This window comes from Streptomyces sp. NPDC002784 (genome assembly GCF_053592135.1).
Genome location: NZ_JBSFVD010000004.1, coordinates 308,831 through 328,334, shown reverse-complemented (window position 1 = coordinate 328,334; position 19,504 = coordinate 308,831). Strand labels below are relative to the sequence as shown.

Annotated in this window: 20 protein-coding genes; 11 read left to right on the top strand and 9 right to left on the bottom strand. The window is 72.2% G+C overall.

Going from position 1 to position 19,504, the window contains the following annotated elements; translation table 11 throughout:
* Positions 1–111 precede the first annotated feature (111 nt).
* The 5 genes from ACWD1Z_RS11470 (at position 112) to mscL (ending at position 4,077) form a co-directional block, all read left to right on the top strand.
* Complete coding sequence (locus tag ACWD1Z_RS11470) at positions 112–1,404, top strand: MFS transporter (protein WP_451117650.1); 1,293 nt, start codon at positions 112–114, stop codon at positions 1,402–1,404.
* 67 nt (positions 1,405–1,471) lie between these two features.
* A complete protein-coding gene (locus tag ACWD1Z_RS11465; RefSeq protein ID WP_451117648.1) occupies positions 1,472–1,792 on the top strand; it encodes an FmdB family zinc ribbon protein in 321 nt (106 codons plus the stop codon).
* 100 nt (positions 1,793–1,892) lie between these two features.
* A complete protein-coding gene (locus ACWD1Z_RS11460) occupies positions 1,893–2,726 on the top strand; it encodes an S-methyl-5'-thioadenosine phosphorylase (protein ID WP_451117646.1) in 834 nt (277 codons plus the stop codon).
* 175 nt (positions 2,727–2,901) lie between these two features.
* Complete coding sequence (locus tag ACWD1Z_RS11455; protein WP_451117645.1) at positions 2,902–3,450, top strand: hypothetical protein; 549 nt, start codon at positions 2,902–2,904, stop codon at positions 3,448–3,450.
* Between the two features lie 138 nt (positions 3,451–3,588).
* Positions 3,589–4,077 (top strand): large conductance mechanosensitive channel protein MscL, encoded by a 489-nt coding sequence (mscL, locus tag ACWD1Z_RS11450; RefSeq protein WP_451117643.1) that lies wholly within the window; start codon positions 3,589–3,591, stop codon positions 4,075–4,077.
* Between the two features lie 28 nt (positions 4,078–4,105).
* Here mscL and ACWD1Z_RS11445 read toward each other — a convergent pair whose 3' ends face one another.
* Positions 4,106–4,294 (bottom strand): hypothetical protein, encoded by a 189-nt coding sequence (locus ACWD1Z_RS11445; RefSeq protein WP_451117641.1) that lies wholly within the window; start codon positions 4,292–4,294, stop codon positions 4,106–4,108.
* A gap of 106 nt (positions 4,295–4,400) precedes the next feature.
* On the opposite strand from ACWD1Z_RS11445, the gene ACWD1Z_RS11440 reads away from it, so the two are divergent.
* From ACWD1Z_RS11440 to ACWD1Z_RS11430, 3 genes are all read left to right on the top strand, one after another.
* Positions 4,401–5,441, top strand: coding sequence for a P1 family peptidase (locus ACWD1Z_RS11440; RefSeq protein WP_451117639.1), 1,041 nt, complete (start codon positions 4,401–4,403; stop codon positions 5,439–5,441).
* Positions 5,442–5,604: 163 nt separating this feature from the next.
* Positions 5,605–6,822 carry a L,D-transpeptidase gene (locus ACWD1Z_RS11435; protein WP_451117637.1) on the top strand — a complete coding sequence of 406 codons (1,218 nt, stop codon included), beginning with the start codon at positions 5,605–5,607 and terminating at the stop codon, positions 6,820–6,822.
* Positions 6,823–6,979: 157 nt separating this feature from the next.
* Entirely contained in the window at positions 6,980–7,726 is a 747-nt protein-coding gene (locus tag ACWD1Z_RS11430) for a DUF6227 family protein (protein ID WP_451117635.1), read from the top strand.
* Positions 7,727–7,739: 13 nt separating this feature from the next.
* On the opposite strand, the gene ACWD1Z_RS11425 is transcribed toward ACWD1Z_RS11430, so the two are convergent.
* The 5 genes from ACWD1Z_RS11425 to ACWD1Z_RS11405 all read right to left on the bottom strand — a co-directional run bounded on the left by ACWD1Z_RS11425 (position 7,740) and on the right by ACWD1Z_RS11405 (position 14,089).
* Positions 7,740–7,994 carry a hypothetical protein gene (locus ACWD1Z_RS11425; protein WP_451117634.1) on the bottom strand — a complete coding sequence of 85 codons (255 nt, stop codon included), beginning with the start codon at positions 7,992–7,994 and terminating at the stop codon, positions 7,740–7,742.
* A 106-nt stretch (positions 7,995–8,100) separates the two neighbouring features.
* Complete coding sequence (locus ACWD1Z_RS11420) at positions 8,101–10,467, bottom strand: PTS fructose transporter subunit IIABC (protein WP_451117632.1); 2,367 nt, start codon at positions 10,465–10,467, stop codon at positions 8,101–8,103.
* A gap of 172 nt (positions 10,468–10,639) precedes the next feature.
* On the bottom strand, positions 10,640–11,587 hold the full coding sequence (gene pfkB, locus ACWD1Z_RS11415) for a 1-phosphofructokinase (RefSeq protein ID WP_451117630.1): 948 nt from the start codon (positions 11,585–11,587) through the stop codon (positions 10,640–10,642).
* A complete protein-coding gene (locus ACWD1Z_RS11410; protein WP_389418255.1) occupies positions 11,584–12,345 on the bottom strand; it encodes a DeoR/GlpR family DNA-binding transcription regulator in 762 nt (253 codons plus the stop codon). The genes pfkB and ACWD1Z_RS11410 overlap by 4 nt, the downstream gene beginning before the upstream one ends.
* Positions 12,346–12,559: 214 nt before the next feature.
* The gene (locus ACWD1Z_RS11405) at positions 12,560–14,089 is read right to left on the bottom strand and encodes an MFS transporter (protein ID WP_451117627.1); all 1,530 of its coding nucleotides are present in this window, start codon (positions 14,087–14,089) and stop codon (positions 12,560–12,562) included.
* A gap of 63 nt (positions 14,090–14,152) precedes the next feature.
* Between ACWD1Z_RS11405 and ACWD1Z_RS11400 the strand changes: the two genes are divergently transcribed.
* Complete coding sequence (locus tag ACWD1Z_RS11400; RefSeq protein WP_451117625.1) at positions 14,153–15,118, top strand: helix-turn-helix transcriptional regulator; 966 nt, start codon at positions 14,153–14,155, stop codon at positions 15,116–15,118.
* A 96-nt stretch (positions 15,119–15,214) separates the two neighbouring features.
* Here the strand turns inward: ACWD1Z_RS11400 and ACWD1Z_RS11395 are convergent, their stop codons facing one another.
* Both ACWD1Z_RS11395 and ACWD1Z_RS11390 read right to left on the bottom strand, forming a co-directional pair.
* On the bottom strand, positions 15,215–15,895 hold the full coding sequence (locus tag ACWD1Z_RS11395; RefSeq protein WP_451117624.1) for a TetR/AcrR family transcriptional regulator: 681 nt from the start codon (positions 15,893–15,895) through the stop codon (positions 15,215–15,217).
* A 384-nt stretch (positions 15,896–16,279) separates the two neighbouring features.
* Complete coding sequence (locus ACWD1Z_RS11390) at positions 16,280–17,278, bottom strand: sigma-70 family RNA polymerase sigma factor (RefSeq protein ID WP_451117622.1); 999 nt, start codon at positions 17,276–17,278, stop codon at positions 16,280–16,282.
* Between the two features lie 169 nt (positions 17,279–17,447).
* Here ACWD1Z_RS11390 and ACWD1Z_RS11385 point away from each other — a divergent pair, with 169 nt between their 5' ends.
* Positions 17,448–17,978, top strand: coding sequence for an N-acetyltransferase family protein (locus ACWD1Z_RS11385; protein WP_451117620.1), 531 nt, complete (start codon positions 17,448–17,450; stop codon positions 17,976–17,978).
* Positions 17,979–18,004: 26 nt separating this feature from the next.
* Here ACWD1Z_RS11385 and ACWD1Z_RS11380 read toward each other — a convergent pair whose 3' ends face one another.
* A complete protein-coding gene (locus ACWD1Z_RS11380) occupies positions 18,005–18,790 on the bottom strand; it encodes a dioxygenase family protein (RefSeq protein ID WP_451117618.1) in 786 nt (261 codons plus the stop codon).
* A 100-nt stretch (positions 18,791–18,890) separates the two neighbouring features.
* On the opposite strand from ACWD1Z_RS11380, the gene ACWD1Z_RS11375 reads away from it, so the two are divergent.
* Positions 18,891–19,448 (top strand): MarR family winged helix-turn-helix transcriptional regulator, encoded by a 558-nt coding sequence (locus ACWD1Z_RS11375; RefSeq protein WP_451117616.1) that lies wholly within the window; start codon positions 18,891–18,893, stop codon positions 19,446–19,448.
* Positions 19,449–19,504: the final 56 nt, after the last annotated feature.

Sequence of the window (19,504 nt, the reverse complement as noted above, 5' to 3'; positions counted from 1 at the left end):
GACGCCCTCCCGCAGTGGCGCCGGTATCTACCGCAGTTCCGCGCAAGAGGACAGCTCTCGGCACCGCCCCTGACCGGGGCCGCGCTACCAGGCGGCAGAAAGGCACGGGCCGTGGAATCCACGGTCACCACCGAGCCGTCGACGACCTCGCCGGCTTCCTCCCGCCCGGGATACGGACAGCTGCTGCGCACCCGCGGCGCCTGGACGTTCCTGCTCCCCGGCTTCGCGGCGCGCCAGCCGTTCGCGATGCTCACCATCTCCATCGTGCTGCTCGTGCAGCACACCACCGGCTCCTACGGCGCCGCGGGCGCCGTGGCGGCCGTCACCGGCGTCTCCATGGCGCTGTTCGCCCCCTACACCGGGCGCCTCGCCGACCGGTACGGGCAGCGTCCCGTCCTGATCCCCGGCGTGCTGGTGCACACGCTGGCGGGTCTGACCCTGACCGCGCTCGCGCTGGCGGACGCCCCCCTGTGGGCGCTGTTCGTGGCGGCCGTGCCCACCGGCGCCTCGGTTCCGCAGGTCGGGCCGATGGTCCGGGCCCGCTGGGGCGTGAAGCTCCAGGGCTCGCCCCTGATGACCACCGCGGCGGCCTTCGAGTCCGTCACCGACGAGCTGACCTTCGTGATGGGCCCGCTGCTCGCCACCGCGCTGTGCACCACCGTCGACCCGGCCGCCGGCCTGGTCACGGAGGCCGCGCTGACGCTGATCGGCGGCCTGCTGTTCGCCGCGCAGAAGAGCACGCAGCCCTCCGTCGCCGTCGACGGGCACGCACGCGTGCAGCGCGTTTCCGCGCTGAGCATCCCCGGGGTGCGCGTGCTGATCGTGACCTTCCTCGGCATCGGCTCCGTCTTCGGCGGCATGCAGGTGTCGCTGGCCGCGTTCACCGAGTCGATCGGCGAGCCCGGTCTGAACGGCGTCCTGTACGGCGTCTTCGCCGCCGGGAACATGATCTCCGGCCTCGCCTGCGGCGCCATCGCCTGGAAGGTGGCCCCGCAGCGCCGCCTCGTCCTCGGCTACGCCGCCCTCGCGCTCGCCGCGTCCGGCCTGTGGGCCGCGCACTCCGTGCTCGTCCTGGCGGGCCTCGGCCTCCTGGTCGGCATGTGCATCGCGCCCGCCCTGATCACCGGCTACACCCTGGTCGAGGGCCTGGTCCCGGCCGGCGCCCGCACCGAGGCCTTCACCTGGCTGACCGGCGCGGTGGCCCTCGGCCAGGCGGCCGCCGTCACGGTCGCCGGACAGCTGGAGGACCGCTTCTGGGACGGCGCCGGATTCCTGGTGCCGATGGTCGGCACGCTGCTCGCCCTGGCGACGCTCCTGGCGCTGCGTTCCCGGCTCGCGGCGCGCCCCCGAAGCCGTACCGTCGCACGTGGCGTCGGTCACCGAGTGCCGGTGACGGTGGACTGATCCCGAGGAATACGTCACTATGGATCGTCGTTAGCACTCATTGAGTGAGAGTGCCAGGAGGAAGACAGTGCCGACCTACCAGTACCAGTGCACCGAGTGCGGCGAGGGCCTCGAGGCGGTGCAGAAGTTCACCGACGACGCCCTGACCGAGTGCCCCAACTGCAGTGGCCGCCTGAAGAAGGTGTTCTCCGCAGTCGGCATTGTCTTCAAGGGCTCCGGGTTCTACCGCAACGACAGCCGCGGCTCCTCGTCGAGCACCTCGCCGGCGTCGAAGTCGTCGACATCCGCCTCGTCGACGTCCTCGGACTCGAAGTCGTCGGACGCGAAGTCGTCGAGCTCGACGTCGTCGGGCTCGGGCACCTCGACCAGCAGCAGCTCCGCCGCGTAGCACCTCGCTCACGAAGACCCCGCCGTCACCGGACGGTGGGGTCCTCCGTGTTTCCCGCGGCCCCTCTCGGCGGCGGGCGGACGGCGGTTAGTGTGACCGCATGGCGAACGCAGAGATCGGTGTAATCGGCGGCTCGGGCTTCTACTCGTTCCTGGACGACGTGACCGAGATCCAGGTGGACACCCCGTACGGGCCGCCCAGCGACTCCCTCTTCCTGGGCGAGATCGCCGGCCGGCGCGTCGCCTTCCTGCCCCGGCACGGGCGCGGCCACCATCTGCCGCCGCACCGGATCAACTACCGGGCCAACCTGTGGGCGCTGCGTTCGGTGGGGGTGCGCCAGGTCCTGGGCCCGTGCGCGGTGGGCGGTCTGCGTCCCGAGTACGGGCCGGGCACGCTCCTGGTGCCGGACCAGCTGGTCGACCGGACGAAGTCGCGGGCTGCCTCCTATTTCGACGGGCTGCCGCTGCCCGGCGGTGCCATGCCCAACGTGGTGCATGTGTCGCTGGCCGACCCGTACTGCCCGGCCGCGAGGGCGGCCGCGCTGAAGGCGGCACGCGGGCGGGACTGGGAGCCGGTGGACGGCGGGACGCTGGTCGTGATCGAGGGGCCGCGCTTCTCCACCCGTGCGGAATCGTTGTGGCACCAGGCGCAGGGCTGGTCGGTGGTGGGCATGACCGGTCACCCCGAGGCGGCGCTCGCCCGTGAACTCGAGCTCTGCTACGCGTCGATGACGCTGGTCACCGATCTCGACGCGGGCGCCGAGACCGGCGAGGGCGTCTCGCACGACGAGGTGCTGCGGGTGTTCGCGGCGAACGTGGACCGGCTGCGGGGTGTGCTGTTCGACGCGGTGGCCGCGCTGCCCGCGAACGAGGAGCGGGACTGTCTGTGCACGTCCGCGCTCGGGGGGATGGACCCCGGGTTCGAGCTGCCGTAGGGCCCGGGGCGCGGGTCCGCTGTGGATCCGCGGGGCGTGCCTGTGGGCGGAACCTCCCGTTCGGGTGGGGGAGTTGTCCACAGCCTCTCGGTTGTCCACCGGTCTCGGCGGGCGGCGGCGCGAAGCCACATCGTGGACTCGCAAGCCGTTCTCTCGTGGCAGGTGGTGGTTCCCCATGTCCCTCGGTCAGTCCCCGACACCCTCTCCCTCCCCTCTTTCCCCGCGCCCGCTCGGCACCGACGCTCCTGCGACCTGCGAGGTGCCCCACTTCGCGCCGGTGCGGGTGCGCGGCGGGCGGCTCCGACTCCGCAGGCTGGTACGGCATCGACGGCGGGCCGTGGCCGCGGGGCTGGCCGTCACGGCCGCCGCGCTCGTGGCGGCAGGCCCGCGGGACACGGACCGGGCGCGTGGGCATCCGGCGGCGGATCCCGTACGGGAGCGGCGCGCCGTCGAGATGGTGACCGCGCCGGTGCGGATCGCCGACGGGGCGACGGTGCGCCTGCTGCGGCCCGGTGACCGGGTGGACGTCATCGCCGCCGAGGAGGCGGCCTCGGGCGGCGGCGCGCGCGTGGTCGCACGGGGGGTGCGGGTGACGAAGGTGCCCGAGCCCCTGGACGACGAAGTCGACAGCGGCGCGCTGGTCGTGCTGACGGTGCCGCGCTCCGCCGCGGCGCGGCTCGTGGGTGCCAGTGCGACGGCTCGGCTGGCGGTGACGCTGTGCTGAGCGGGGTGGCCCGCCTGGTGCGTGACTGCCTGTCACGTCGCAGGATCCCGCGACCCGACTGGACAGAGCGGCCCGGCCCTGACGTAGGTTGCGGAGCGGTCCGTTCCACAGCGTGCGCGTGCGAGGAGAGTCCCCGAGGTGAGCGAGAAGAAGGAACCGAGCGTCCTGGACGGCTTCAAGGCCTTCCTGATGCGCGGGAACGTCGTCGACCTGGCAGTAGCGGTGGTCATCGGCGCCGCCTTCACCAACATCGTCAACTCGGTGGTGAAGGGCGTGATCAACCCGCTCGTCGGAGCGATCGGCACCAAGAACCTCGACAGCTACAGCTCGTGCCTGAAGGGTCCCTGCGGGAAGGCGGCGGACGGCTCGGTCACCAGCGGCGTGATGATCCTGTGGGGCTCGGTCCTGGGGGCGGCGCTCAGCTTCGTGATCACCGCCGCGGTCGTCTACTTCCTGATGGTGCTGCCGATGTCGAAGTACCTCGCCCGTCAGGAGGCCCGCCGGAAGTCGAAGGAAGGCACCCAGGAGATCGTCGAGCTGACCGAGCTGGAGGTGCTGAAGGAGATCCGGGACGAGCTGGTCGCGCAGCGCGGGCCGGGGCGCAGCGAGTCGGAGCGGCGCTCGTAGGGATCCTGCGGGCGGGGGCCGGCCGGGTTCAGAGGTGGTGGGGCGGCTTCTCGTCGAGGAAGCGCTTCAGGTCGGCCGCGCTGTCGCCGCCGGCGCCCGGCCGCTCGCCCCATCCGCTGTCCGTGTCGTCCGAGGACTGCTGGTCCAGCGGGTCGTCGAAGACCAGCGCGGCCTTCGGCTCACGCGGCTCGGGGTGGGGTTCGGGGGCGGTGTCCATACCTCAAGGGTACGGTCCTGTCGGCGGTGGCGGTCCTGCCGTCGCGCGGGCGCCGAGGCGGCGTGCGGCGGGTCCGACCCGGCCCGGGCTGGACGACACTGACTCCATGACAGTTGACGCGATCACGGACGTCGCCGGTGTGCGGGTGGGGCATGCGACGCGCATCGGTGGCGGTTGGCTCACCGGCACCACTGTCGTCCTCGCTCCGGAGGGCGGGGCCGTTGCCTCGGTCGATGTGCGGGGCGGCGGACCCGGCACCAAGGAGACCGACGCGCTGGATCCGCGCAACCTCGTGCAGAAGGTCGAGGCGATCGTCCTGACCGGCGGCAGCGCCTACGGGCTCGACGCGGCGTCCGGGGTGATGGCCTGGCTGGAGGAGCAGCGGCGCGGGGTGCGCGTGAGCCCGGATCCGGCGCACGTCGTGCCCGTGGTGCCCGCGGCGTGCGTCTTCGACCTGGGGCGGGGCGGCGACTTCCGTGCCCGGCCGGACGCGGCCATCGGGCGCGCGGCGGTCGAGGCGGCCGCGGCGAGCGTGCCCGGCGCCCGGGTCCGGGAAGGGTGCGTCGGGGCCGGGGCGGGGGCGGTCGTCGGGACGCTGAAGGGCGGGGTGGGGACGGCGAGCGTGGTGCTCGGGTCGGGGGTCACCGTCGCGGCGCTGGTGGTGGCGAACGCGGCGGGGGGAGCGATGGATCCGGAAACGGGCGTGCTGTACGGCGAGTTGTTCCAGGGGCGGGTGGAGTATCCCGAGGCGGGCGTCCACGGCAGCGCGCTGCGGCGGCTCGCCGAGGTCTCGGCGAGGAACGCCCCTCCCCCGCTGAACACGACCCTCGCCGTCGTCGCCACCGACGCGGACCTCTCCAAGGCGCAGGCGCAGAAGATGGCGGGTACCGCCCACGACGGCATCGCGCGCGCCGTGCGGCCGGTGCATCTGCTCAGCGACGGCGACACGGTGTTCGCGCTGGCCACGGGCGCCCGTCCGCTCGACGCCGCGAACCCGCTCGCGCTGAACGACATCCTCGCCGCGGGCGCGGACGTGGTGACGCGGGCGATCGTCCGCGCGGTGCGGGCCGCGGAGTCGGTGGACGGGCCGGGTGGGGCATGGCCGTCGTACGGGGAGCTGTACGGGAGTGGTGCCGTGGGGGCCTGAGCGGCGCGAGGTGCTCCCGCTCCACCACCTCCGCCCGTGATTGTCGCGGTTCTGTCACGTGATGGCGTTCACCGCGCAGGGAGGGAACCCGACCCCTCGCGGATTCCCTCTCTCTGCACGCACCGGATCAGACCACGCACATCACGCGAACTTGGAGCAGCTTGTGGCAACGTCGGACAAAGCAGCACGGCGCGTACTGGGGACCTGTGCCGTCCTGATGGCCGGCGCGCTCGGCCTCACCGCCTGCGGCAGCAGCGCCGACGCCAAGGACGAGGACGGCAAGGGCGGGGACTCCGCCGCGACGTCGGCCGCGAAGATCGTGATCTCGGCGGAGGACGGCTCGTCGGGCGCGTCGATCAACTCGACCCGGGTGAAGGTCAGTGGCGGCGAACTCACCGACGTCAGGATGACGGAGGCCGGGACGGGGCAGGCCGTGCCGGGGGCGATATCGGCGGACGGCGCGAGCTGGAAGCCGAAGGAGCAGCTGGAGCGCGGGACCGAGTACGAGATATCGGCGAAGGCGAAGGACGCGGACGGCAAGGGCGTCGCGGCCGGTTCCAGCTTCACCACGGTCACGGCGGAGAAGAGCTTCATCGGGACGTACACGCCGGACGACGGCACCACGGTGGGCGTCGGGATGCCGGTGTCGTTCACCTTCGACAAGGCGATCAGCGAGAAGAAGGCCGTGCGGTCGGGGATCACGGTCACGTCGAGCAGCGGGCAGAAGGTCGTGGGCCACTGGTTCGGGGAGCGGCGGCTCGACTTCCGGCCCGAGGAGTACTGGAAGGCCGGCTCCAAGGTCACCATGAAGATCGACCTGGACGGGGTCGAGGGCGCCAACGGCGTCCAGGGCGTGCAGAAGAAGACGGTGACCTTCACCATCGGGCGCTCGCAGGTCTCCACGGTGGACGTCGACACGCAGACCATGACGGTCGTGCGGGACGGCAAGACGCTCAAGTCGGTGCCGATCTCGGCGGGCAGCGCGGAGTTCCCGACGTACAACGGGCAGATGGTGATCTCCGAGAAGCTCGTGAAGACGCGGATGAACAGCCAGACGGTGGACCTCGCCGACGCCTACGACATCCCGGACGTGCCGCACGCGATGCGGCTGACGACCTCGGGGACCTTCCTGCACGGCAACTACTGGTACAACAAGGCCAACCCGCCCTTCGGGCGGCAGGGCACCAGCCATGGGTGCGTGGGGCTGCAGGACGTGCGGGGCGCGCAGAGCGACACGACGGCGAAGTGGTTCTTCGACAACTCGCTCCTCGGCGACGTGGTGATCGTGAAGAACTCCCCCGACAAGTCGGTGGCGCCGGACAACGGCCTCAACGGATGGAACATGCAGTGGAGCGAGTGGACCGCGGGAAGTGCCGCCTGAGCAGGGTGTTCTGACGGTTCGTAGGGGCAGGTGGGAACCGTGCGCGCGGCCCGGGCGTTTTACGTGCGTACGTTTTCTCGGTTCCCGGACATGATGTCCGACCGAGGGGCTACGGTATGCACCCACAAGGTGACATGCAGCAACGCCGGGAGAAACCTTGAGCGTTCCGTACGAGACGGCAGCGTACGAATCCCATGAGTCGCCGGAGTCTCCGGAGGAGCACCTCGCGCGACTGCTCGGCCGTGCCATGAACTCGTTCGAGCTGCCCGACGAGGTGATACGGCGGCTCGACTGCGCGCTGGCGCACGACAGTTCGCTGCACTCCGCGCATCACAGCGCGGGACGGCACCGGGAGACGTACCGGCACACCTGGCTGCTCGCCGACGGCTCGGCGCTCACCCTGTGGGAGCTGGTCCACAACACCGCGCGGGGCAGCATGCCGCAGCACGAGGTGTATGTCGACGAGGAGGAGTTGCGCGCGGCGACCGGGAGGCTGCCGTTGCCGCCGGACGCCCCGGACTTCGAGCTGCCGGTGACGGTGCAGCTGTCGCCGGTGCACGCGCCGCGCCACGCCTATGTGACGGACGACTCCGCCGACCACGCGCGCCGGCTGCTGCGCCGGGCGGAGAACACCGACCGGCCGGACGCGGCGACCGCCGCGCTGCTGGCCACGGCGTTCGCGCACCAGATCACCCAGGCCTTCGGACGCCCGTGCCGCGCGGGGCGCGCCGGGCTGTGCTTCTCGCTCTACGAGCACGCCTTCCTGCTGCGCGACGGCAGGGAGATCTCCCTGTGGGAGGTCGAGCACACGGCGACGCCGGACGGGCGGCACATGTGCGAGGTGTACGTCAGCGAGGACGCGGCGCGGGACGCGATGGAGCGCCGGGCGGCGCAGGTGTCGTAACGGGCGCGGGCGTTCAGCGTCCGTCGCTGAGCTGCCGTACCAGGCCCGCGAAGGCGTCCTGTTCGGCCGGGGTGAGCTGTACCGACTCCAGCTGCGGGGGCGCCTGCCGCTGGTGCGGGAGGGCGGGCAGGGCGGGGCCGGTGGGCCACGGGGCGGCGCCCGCGCGGACGGCGCGCAGGACGCGGGCGAGGCCGATCACCCAGGTGACCGTCAGCAGGACGAGCAGGCCCACGCCCAGCAGTTGGTAGATCGAGACGTGCTCAGGCATGCGGCCCAGTACACACCACGGTCCGGGACTTTGGCCCCGGACCGTGACGTATCTCGCAGGTGCCGTGAACCACTCACAGCTCCCCAATAGGGGCGGCCCGGTGTCCTCAGGCCGCCACCGGCTGCTTCGACTCCGCGCCCGCCGCCGCCGTACCGGGCTCCGCGGACGCCGTGCCCGGGACCGGCCTGCGCATGCCCTTGAGGACGACGACCAGCGCGGTGGTGACGCAGACGCCCGCCGCGATGGCGACCAGGTACAGCAGCGGGTTGCCGATCAGCGGGACCACGAAGATGCCGCCGTGCGGGGCGCGCAGGGTGGCGCCGAACGCCATCGACAGCGCTCCGGTGACCGCGCCGCCCGCCATGGAGGCCGGGATGACGCGCAGCGGGTCGGCCGCCGCGAACGGGATGGCGCCCTCGGAGATGAAGGAGGCGCCGAGGACCCAGGCGGCCTTGCCGTTCTCGCGCTCGGTCCGGGTGAAGAGCTTGCCGCGGACCGTGGTGGCCAGCGCCATCGCCAGCGGCGGGACCATGCCGGCGGCCATCACCGCGGCCATGACCTGCATCGCGGAGTCGCTGGGGTCGGCGACGGCGATACCGGCCGTGGCGAAGGCGTACGCGACCTTGTTGACCGGGCCGCCGAGGTCGAAGCACATCATCAGGCCGAGCAGGACGCCGAGGAGGACGGCGTTGGTGCCGGAGAGACCGTCCAGCCAGTCCGTCATGGCCTGCTGGGCCTCGGCGATCGGCTTGCCGATCACCACGAACATCAGGAAGCCGACGATCAGCGTGGAGATCAGCGGGATCACCACCACCGGCATGATGCCGCGCAGCACCGGCGGGATCCGCACCCGCTGGATGGCCATCACCACCGCGCCGGCGATCAGACCGGCCGCGAGGCCGCCGAGGAAGCCCGCGTTGATGGTCAGCGAGATCGCGCCGCCGACGAAGCCGGGGACCAGGCCCGGCCGGTCCGCCATGCCGTAGGCGATGTACCCGGCCAGGACCGGGACCAGGAAGCCGAAGGCGACGCCGCCGATCTGGAAGAGCAGGGCGCCCCAGCTGTCGACCTGGGTCCAGGCGAAGTGGTCCATCACCGAGGGGGCCTTGTTGATCTCCCAGCCGCCGATGGCGAACCCGAGGGCGATCAGCAGGCCGCCCGCGGCGACGAACGGGACCATGTAGCTGACGCCGGTCATCAGCCAGGTGCGGAGCTTGGTGCCGTAGCCCTCGCCGGGCTCACCGGCGCGCTCGACCGGCGTGCCCGCGCCCGCGGGCGCCCCGGCGCTCACCTCGCCGCGCGCCGCCTTCTCGCGGACCTCGGCGATGAGTTCGGCGGGGCGGTTGATGCCCGCCTTCACGCCGACGTCGACGGTCGGCTTGCCCGCGAAGCGGTCCTTCTCCCGTACGGGCACGTCGTGCGCGAAGATCACGCCGTCCGCCGCCGCGATGACCGCCGGGTCGAGCCGGGCGAATCCGGCCGAGCCCTGCGTCTCGACGACGAGTTCGACGCCCGCGTCGCGCCCGGCGCTCTCCAGGGACTCGGCCGCCATGTAGGTGTGCGCGATGCCGGTCGGGCAGGAGGTGACGGCGACGATCCGGAAGGGGCGCCCGTCGGGGGCAGTGCCGTTCTCGGGGTCCGTACCCGGTGCCGGGTCGGTGCTGCCCGCTGCGGTGCCGGCGGAGGCCGCCACCGGCACCGCAGCGGAGTCCTTGGTGGCGCCGCGCGCGCCGGACGCGCCCCCAGCCGTGCCGCTCGCGCTCTCTTCCGCGCCGCCTGCGCCACGCACGCTGCCTGCGCTCTGTTCCGCGCCGCCCGCGCTCCCCTCTGCGCCGTCCGCGCCGTTCAGGCCGCCGTTCACGCCGCCGTTCACGCCGCCGTCCGCATCGCCCGTGCCGCGTGCGCTCCCTGCCGCGGCTGCCGTGCCGTCCGCGCTCCCCTCCGCGCCCCGCGCACCCTTTGAGGCGCCGTCAGCAACAGCGTGCGCCCCCGGTGCCTCGTTCGCCCCGATGGCCTCCGGAGTCGACGCCACCTCATCCCCCCGGATCAGCGCCGCCGCCGACCCCGCGTCCCGCGCTGCCCGCAGGGCGTCCGTGAAGGCGGCGTTCATCAGCCGGCGTGCCAGGGAGGACAGGATCGTCAGGTGGGCGTCGTCCGCGCCGGCGGGTGCCGCGATCAGGAAGATCAGGTCCGCGGGACCGTCCGCCGCGCCGAAGTCGACGCCCGCCGCGCTGCGCCCGAAGGCGAGCGTCGGCTCGGTGACGTGCTCGCTGCGGCAGTGCGGGATGCCGATGCCGCCGTCGAGGCCGGTCGGCATCTGCGCCTCGCGGGCGGCGACGTCGGCGAGGAAGCCGTCGAGGTCGGTCACCCGGCCCAGGGCCACCATGCGCTCGGCGAGGGCACGGGCCGCCGCTTCCTTGGTGTCGGCGGACAGGTCGAGATCGACCAGGTCCGCGGTGATGAGGTCGCTCATCGCGGGCTCCTTCGCACGCGTGTCGCCCGGGAAGTGGGGTGGGCGAGGGTGGGGACGGGGGTGCAGTGGGGGAAGGGGGCGGAGGGTATGGAGGGGGCGGAGGGAGCGGAGGCGAGTAACGGGGACCCTCGCCGCTTCGCAGCCGGTGCGCCAGGCGTGAGCGGTGCGTACGTCATGACACCGGCTCCTTCAGTACCCAGTTCACCGGCACCTCGGCGGTGACCGTGACGGCCGACGGGTCCAGGTCGCCCGGCGCCGGCATCACGCTGCCGGGCAGCTGTACGGCGGCGGCGCCGTGCGCCACGGCGGACGCCAGCGCCTCCGGTCCGCTGCCGCCCGCGAGCAGGAAGCCGGCGAGCGAGGAGTCGCCCGCGCCGACGTTGGAGCGCACCACGTCCACGCGCGCGCTGCCGAACCAGGTGCCCTCGCCGTCCACCAGCAGCTGTCCGTCCGCGCCCAGGCTCGCGAGCACGGCACCCGCGCCCATCCCGCGCAGTTCCTCGGCCGCCTTCACCGCGTCGCCCACCGTGGACAGGGGCCGGCCGACGGCCTCGGCGAGCTCCTCGGCGTTCGGCTTCACCACGTCGGGCCGCTCCCGCAACGCCTCCAGCAGCGCCCGCCCCGAGGTGTCCAGCGCGATCCGCGCGCCTCCCGCGTGCGCCCGCGCGACGACATCGGCGTACCAGGCCGGAGCGAGACCCCGCGGCAGGCTGCCGCAGCACGCGATCCAGTCCGCGTCCCGCGAGTGCTCCCGCACCGTCTCCAGCAGCAGCTCCTGCTCCGCGGCCGTGAGTTCCGGACCCGGCGCGTTGATCTTCGTGAGCACCCCGTCCGTCTCCGCGAGCGCGATGTTGGAACGGGTGGCTCCGGCGATCCGCACCGCGGTGACCTCGATGTCCTGCGCGGCGAGCAGCTCGGCGACGACCGCACCGGGCGCACCGCCCAGGGGCAGCACCGCCACCGTGCGCCGTCCGGCGGCGGCGACGGCACGCGAGACGTTGACGCCCTTGCCGCCCGGGTCCATGCGTTCCCCGGTGGCGCGGACGACCTCGCCGCGCTCCAGGGCCGGGACCTCGTAGGTGCGGTCCAGGGACGGGTTCGGGGTGACGGTGAGGATCATGCGCGCACTACTTCCGTGCCGCCGCGCTCGATGGCGGCGGCGTCGTCGGGGCTCAGCCCGCTGTCGGTGATCAGCAGGTCCACATCGCTCAGGTCGCCGAAGCGGGCGAAGTGCTCCTGGCCGTGCTTGGCGGAGTCGGCGAGCAGCACCACCCGGCGGGCCGCTGCCACCGCAGCGCGCTTCACCGCGGCCTCGGCGAGGTCGGGGGTGGTCAGACCGTGCTCGGCGGAGAAGCCGTTGGCCGCCACGAAGAGGACATCGGCCCGGATCTCGCCGTACGCCCGCAGCGCCCAGGCGTCCACGGCGGCGCGCGTACGGTGCCGTACGCGCCCCCCGACGAGATGGAGCTGGATGCCGGGGTGGTCGGCCAGGCGGGCCGCGATCGGCAGGCTGTGGGTGACGACGGTGAGCGAGGCCTCCAGCGGGACGGCACCGGCGAGCCGCGCGACCGTCGTACCGGCGTCGAGGATCATCGTGCCCTCGGCCGGCAGTTCGGCGAGGGCGGCCTTGGCGATGCGGTCCTTCTCGTCGGCGGCGGTGGACTCGCGTTCGGCGAGGTCCGGCTCGAAGTCGAGGCGGCCGACCGGGATGGCGCCGCCGTGCACCCGGCGCAGCAGGCCCGCCCGGTCCAGCGCCTTCAGGTCCCGGCGGATGGTCTCCGCCGTCACCTGGAACTCCTCGGCCAGCGACAGCACGTCGACCCGGCCGCCGTCCCGGGCGATCCGGAGGATCTCCTGCTGCCGCTCCGGTGCGTACATGTCCGTTCGCCTCCGACCAGTGCCCGAACTTGTGGTTTCGCCGGACACTACGCCGTGGTTTCGGGAAAGTAAACAGGTTCGGGCGCGATTCGGGCATGAACGGACTTCGGGGCATGGGCCGCCGACCACCGCTCGCGCCACGAGGAAAGGCCCCGCGCCGAAGCGCGGGGCCTTTGGTCCCAGTACTCCACCAGTACGGGTTCACTCTGCCGGGTCAGGCGACGGGCACCGGCTCCTTCGCCTCGCCCCGCTCGCCCACGAGATCCGTCCCGCCGGTCCCGTCCGTACCGTCCATTCCCTCCAGCTGCTGCGCGGGCCGCCGCGGCAGGGCGAACATCAGCAGGAAGATCGCGGCCATCACCGCGGCCACCCACCCCAGCGCATTCCGGAACGCGTCCACGAAGGCCGGTCCGGCGGCGCTGCCGGCACCCAGCCGGTCGTCGAGCACGCCGTAGAACACCAGCGACACCAGCCCGAGGCCCACCGCGTAACCCATCTGCTGCACCGTGTTGAGCAGCCCGGACGCCGAACCGGCGTGCTCGCGCGGCACCTCCGAGAGGATCGCGTCGGTCAGCGGAGCGACGATCAGGCCCATGCCGACGCCCATCACGGTCAGCGGAAGCGCCATCTGCCACGGCTCGATGCCGAGGCCGTACCGCTCGGACTCCCACAGGTAGACAAGGACGCCCAGCCCCATCACCAGCGCACCCGCCTGGAGCACCTTGCGCCCGAAGCGCGGCACCAGCTTCTGCACCGACAGACCCGCCGCCGTGGACACCGCGAGCGAGAACGGCACCCCGGTCAGCCCCGCCTTCATCGGGCCCCAGCCCAGGCCCAGCTGCATGTACAGCGTCCACACCAGGAAGAAGATGCCGAGAGCGACCCCGAACACGGTCTGTACGGCGATACCGGCCGCGAAGCTCTTCACCTTGAACAGGGACAGCTCGATCAGCGGGGAGCCGTCCCGTGCCGTCTTGCGCTTCTCGAAGGCCACCAGCACCCCGAGCACGACGAGCGCGCCGGCCATCGACAGGTACCCCCACAGCGGCCAGCCCAGCTCACGGCCGCGGGTCAGCGGGTAGAGCAGCATCAGCAGTCCGAGCGTCACCAGGCCCACGCCGACCAGGTCGAGCCGGGGGGCCTTCGCAGCCTTGGACTCGGTGATGTAGCGGCTGCCGAGGATCAGGCCCGCGATGCCGACCGGCAGGTTGATCAGGAAGATCGGGCGCCATTCCAGACCGAAGAGGTTCCACTCGGTGAGCAGGGCGCCGAGCAGCGGACCGCTGACCGCGCCGAGCCCCACGACCGCGCCGAACAGGCCGAACACCTTGCCGCGCTCGTGCGCCGGGAAGGTGGCGTGCACGATCGACAGCACCTGCGGCACCATCAGCGACGCCATCGCGCCCTGGAGGATGCGGGAGGCGACCAGCATCTCCGGGTTCGCGGCGAAGCCGCACAGCGCGGAGGCGAGGGTGAAGCCGCCGATGCCGATGAGGAACAGCTTCTTGCGGCCGTGGATGTCGCCGAGGCGGCCGCCGGTGATCAGGCCCGCCGCGAAGGCGAGGGCGTAACCGGCCGTTATCCACTGGATCTGGCTGTCGGTGGCACCGTCGTGGTGCTGGATCGACGGGATCGCGATGTTGACGATCGTGACGTCGACGAGGTCCATGAACGCGGCGGTCATCACGATCGCCAGGGCGAACCAGCGCCGCTTGTCTCCGACGGGTGTCGTCTCTTGGGTCATGTGGAAGAAGTTAGACCCCGAATAGGTCAGATCATGTCCTAGTTCTGCGGCATCCTCGGACGCATGACGACAGACACCCCGGCTCGGCTCCTTCAGCTCCTCTCCCTCCTCCAGACACCCCGCGAATGGCCCGGCGGCGAGCTGTCCGACCGGCTCGGGGTCTCCCGGCGCACCGTCCGGCGGGACATCGACCGGCTGCGTGAACTCGGCTATCCGGTGCAGGCGACCAAGGGCTCCGAGGGCGGCTACCGGCTCGTCGCGGGCAAGGCCATGCCGCCGCTCGTCCTCGACGACGAGGAGGCGGTCGCCATCGCGGTCGGCCTGCGCGCCGGCGCCGGGCACGCGGTGGAGGGCGTCGACGAGGCGTCCGTCCGGGCGCTCGCCAAGCTGGAGCAGGTCCTGCCCAGTCGGCTCCGGCACCGCGTCGCCACCCTCCAGGCCGCGACCACCCCGCTGACCAGCGGCGACGGCGCGTCCATCGCACCGGAGACGCTGACCGTGATGGCCTCGACGGTGGCCGGCCAGGAGCGGCTGCGGTTCGCCTACCGGGCGGGCGACGGCACGGAATCCCGCCGCCTCACCGAGCCCTACCGCCTCGTCTCCACCGGCCGCCGCTGGTACCTCGTCGCCTACGACCTCGACCGCGACGACTGGCGGACCTTCCGCGTCGACCGGGTCAGCGACCCCTTCGCGACGGGCGCCCGCTTCACGCCCCGGGAGCTGCCGACGGGCAGCGCCGCGGAGTATCTGCGCCAGTCCATGTACCGCCGCCAGGAGACCTACGAGTTCTCGGTCACCTTCGCCGCCCCGGCCCCCTTCATCGCGGCCCGCCTGCCCCAGTGGCTCGGCACCCCGGAGCCGGTCGACGACACCAGCTGCCGCCTGCGGGCCACGACCGGCGACGCGGTGGAGTGGATGGCGGTACGGCTGGCCATGGCCGGCTGCGAGTTCACCGTGCACGAACCCGAGGAACTGGTGCGCTGCGTACGGGAACTGGGCGGGCGGCTGAGCAGGGCGGCGAGGGCCTGACGCGTACAGCTGCTGCTACGGCGGCGGAAACCTGAAGCGTACGGCTGCTACGGCCGCCCCCGCCCCGCCGGACTCACGCACGCCGCCCCACCAGGCTCACCCCCGCCCCGCCACTTCCCCCCAAGGAAAGTCCCGCAGCACCGCGAGATGCCGCAGGGCCAGGGCGCCCGGCCCCTCGGCTCCCTCCGGCCGTGCCTCCCCCGCCGCCCAGGACTCCACGGCGACCCGCACGGCCGCGCCCGCCACCGCCGCCGCGAACCGCAGCTCGGCAGGAGGACCGGCAACGTTGTCCCCGCCGTCCATGCCGAGCCGCTCCCCCAGCGCCTCCGCCAGCGTCCGCTCGGAGGCGTGACAGACCTCCGCCCACACCTTGCCCAGCGCGGGGCTGCCGGTGGCGAGACGGATCAGGGTGCGCACCCATTCCCAGGACGACGCCGACACCCCCACCCCCGGCGTCAGCGTGTGCCGCACCGCGTGTTCCAGTGCCTCGGGCACGGACAGTCCGGCGGGCGCCAGCCGTACCGCCTGCGCCCAGCGCTCGGCGCCCGCCGCGTAGAGCGGGGCGACGGCCTCTTCCTTGGTGGCGAAGTACCGGTAGAACGTGCGCGGGGCGATACCGGCGGCCTGGGCGATGTCCTCGGCGCGGGTGGCGCGCAGGCCCTGCCGGACGAAGAGGGCGGCCGCGGCGCGGGCGATCTGCATACGGGTCTCCGCCTTGCGCCGTTCCGTCAGGGAGAGGGGGGCGGCGGAGTGTGGTGCTGGGGTGGGGCTGCTCACGTTCGGCAGGCTATGCCTCTATGACACAATCTGCCATTCGGCGGGCCACCCCGGGGTTCAGGTACGGGGTGACCCGCCTTCCAGCATGCCTGCCGTCGAACGCCCTGCCCGCCCCGGAAAAGAGCCGGACCCCGGCGCCCAGGGGGGGGAGGGCGCCGAGGTCCGGCTTGGGAGAGTCCCGGCGCCGGGGGGGTATGACGGCGGGACTGTGGTTTCAGGAGGGCCCGCGAGGGGGGATCGCGGGGACCGAACTCCTGGACCCTGAAAGGTTGTTCCCAGGGTCCCGGGAGTTGAAGCGGCGTTACGTCGCCATGTTTGCGCGGTCTTTCGCCACCCGGCGTACGCGCCGGGGGCGTTCTTACGCCCCCGGATTCGCGCTCCGGGTCAGGCGGCGGCGTCGAACCCGGTGTCCCGGGCCAGCTTCTTCAGCTCCATCAGCGCGTGCTTCTCGATCTGCCGGATGCGCTCGCGCGTCAGACCGTGTTCCTTGCCGACCTCGGTCAGGGTGCGCTCGCGGCCATCCTCGATGCCGTACCGCATCTTGATGATGGAGGCCGTGCGCTGGTCGAGGCGGCCGATCAGGTCGTCCAGTTCCTCGCTGCGCAGCAGCGTCAGCACCGACTGCTCGGGCGACACCGCGGACGTGTCCTCCAGCAGGTCGCCGAACTGGGTCTCGCCCTGGTCGTCCACCGGCATGTTCAGCGACACCGGGTCGCGGGCCCAGTCGAGGACGTCCGTGACGCGCTCCGGGGTGGTGGCCAGCTCGGCGGCGATCTCGGTGGGCTCCGGGTCCCGGCCGTGCTCACGGTTGAACTCGCGCTGCACGCGCCGGATCCGGCCCAGCTCCTCCACCAGGTGGACGGGGAGCCGGATGGTGCGGGACTGGTCGGCTATCGAGCGGGTGATCGCCTGACGGATCCACCAGGTGGCGTACGTCGAGAACTTGAAGCCCTTGCGGTAGTCGAACTTCTCGACCGCGCGCACCAGGCCGGCGTTGCCCTCCTGGATCAGGTCCAGCAGCGGCAGTCCGCTGCGCGGGTAGCGGCGGGCGACAGCGACGACCAGGCGGAGGTTGGAGCGGATGAAGACGTCCTTGGCACGCTCCCCCTCGGCGACCAGCGCCTCGAGCTCCTCACGGGAGGCGTCCGCCTTGGACTCCTCGAATCCGTCGAGCACCTGCTGCGCGAACACACCCGCCTCGATGATCTGAGACAGCTCGACCTCCTTGGCGGCGTCGAGCAGCGGTGTGCGCGCGATCTCGTCGAGGTACATGCCGACCAGGTCGCGATCGGCGATCTCGCCGCCATGGGCGCGAACACTGTTTGCCGCATCGGTCGTCCCGCCGGTGGCGGACTGACGACGGGCGACGGCACGGGTTGCCATGCGTGCTCCCTTGCGATGGTGGGCTGGCGGGTGGTCCTTGGTTGCCCGGCACTCTCCCGGGTGCCCTGCTTCCGATGGAAACAACGACTGGAATCAGGACAGAATTCCCACCGCGTCCCCCTATTTTTCTGATCATGCAGTACCCTGTCCGGCCACACAGGGAGGAGTGATGTTGACGGCACGTACAGAGGTGCAGGTCAGGCCGGGAGTCGAGGGTGACCTCGGAGCCCTCACCGACATCTACAACCACTACGTACGACACACGCCGATCACCTTCGACACGGCGGTCTTCACTCCGGAAGAGCGCCGCCCCTGGCTGCTCTCCCACCCTGAAGACGGGCCGTACCGCCTGATGGTTGCCGTGGCGGGGGACCCCACGGGGAACTCACAGCGGATTCTGGGGTACGCCACATCCAGCCCTTACCGGCCGAAGCCCGCGTACGCCACGTCCGTGGAGGTCACGGTCTACCTCGCCCCGGACGCGGGCGGCCGAGGCGTCGGCACCCTGCTCTACCAGTCCCTCTTCGCGGCCCTGGCCGAGGAGGACCTGCACCGCGCCTACGCGGGCATCGCCCAGCCGAACGAGCCCTCCACCCGGCTGCACGAGCGCTTCGGCTTCCAGCACGTCGGCACGTACCGCGAAGTGGGCCGCAAGTTCGGCCGGTACTGGGACGTGGCCTGGTACGAGAAGCCGCTGTAGGCCCTGCCGTCCGGATCGTCCCGGGCTCAGCCGAACTGCACCGACCGCTTCGCCAGCCCCATCCAGAACCCGTCGATCACCGACTTCGGCACGGCCGGATCACCCCCCGCCCCGGCCGCGCCCATGGTCACGAACAGCGGGGCGAAGTGCTCGGTGCGCGGATGGGCGTACCGCCCGGCCGGGGACTTGTGCAGGAAGTCCAGCAGCGCGTCCCAGTCCTGGCCCTCCAGTGCCCGCCGGCCCCAGTCGTCGAACTCCGCGGACCAGGCGGGGATGCCGCTCTGGCGGAGCGCGGCGAGATTGTGGGTGAAGAAGCCGGAGCCGACGATGAGGACGCCCTCGTCGCGCAGCGGCGCCAGCTTCCGGCCGATCTCCATGAGCCGGGCCGGGTCGAGGGTCGGCATGGAGATCTGGAGGACGGGGATGTCGGCGGCCGGGTACATCTCCACCAGCGGGACGTAGGCGCCGTGGTCGAGGCCGCGGTCCGGGATGTCCTGCACGGGCATGCCCGGGGCGCGCAGCAGTTTGCGTACGGACTCCGCGAGGGCGGGGGCGCCGGGGGCGTCGTAGGTCACCCGGTAGTAGTGCTCGGGGAAGCCCCAGAAGTCGTACACGAGGGGGACGGGTTGTACCGCGCCGAGGGCGAGCGGGGCCTCCTCCCAGTGGGCGGAGACCATGAGGATCGCCTTGGGGCGGGGCAGCCGCGCGGACCAGGCCGCGAGTTCGCCGGGCCAGACGGGGTCGTCCGCGAGGGGCGGGGCGCCGTGGCTGAGGTAGAGCGCGGGCATGCGTTCCTGGGTGGCGGCGGACATGGCGGCGGCTCCTCCGGGCGATTACTTGAAGTCTAAACCTCACACCCAGAGTATGGCGATTTGTTTTAAGTTTCAAGGAGGTGGCTCGTAGAGTGAAGCCATGAACACGGCATCCGCACCCGAATCCGCGTCCGAATCCGCACCGGCATCCCCTTCCGCATCCGCTTCCGCTGAAGCGCCCCGCTGGCTCACCGACGAGGAGCAGTGCGTCTGGCGCGCCTACCTCCAGGCCACCACGCTGCTGGAGGACCACCTGGACCGCCAGCTCCAGCGCGACGCGGGCATGCCGCACATCTACTACGGACTGCTGGTCAAGCTCGCCGACTCCCCTGGGCGGCGGCTGCGGATGACCGAGCTGGCGATGTACGCGAAGATCACCCGCTCCCGGCTCTCCCACGCCGTCGCGCGGCTGGAGAAGAACGGCTGGGTGCGCCGCGAGGACTGTCCCTCGGACAAGCGCGGCCAGTTCGCGGTGCTGACCGACGAGGGGCTCGCGGTGCTGCGGCGCACCGCGCCGGGCCATGTGGCCGCCGTGCGGAGCGCGCTCTTCGACCGGCTCACCCCGGAACAGCGGAAGTCCCTCGGCGAGATCATGCGGATCGTCGCCGAGGGACTGGAGCCCGATGAAGCGGGTGCGGACCTGCCCTGGCTCCGCTGAGCCGCTCACTCAGCGAAACCAGGGCAGATCCTGGGTCGTACGTCTGGGGCGTCCCC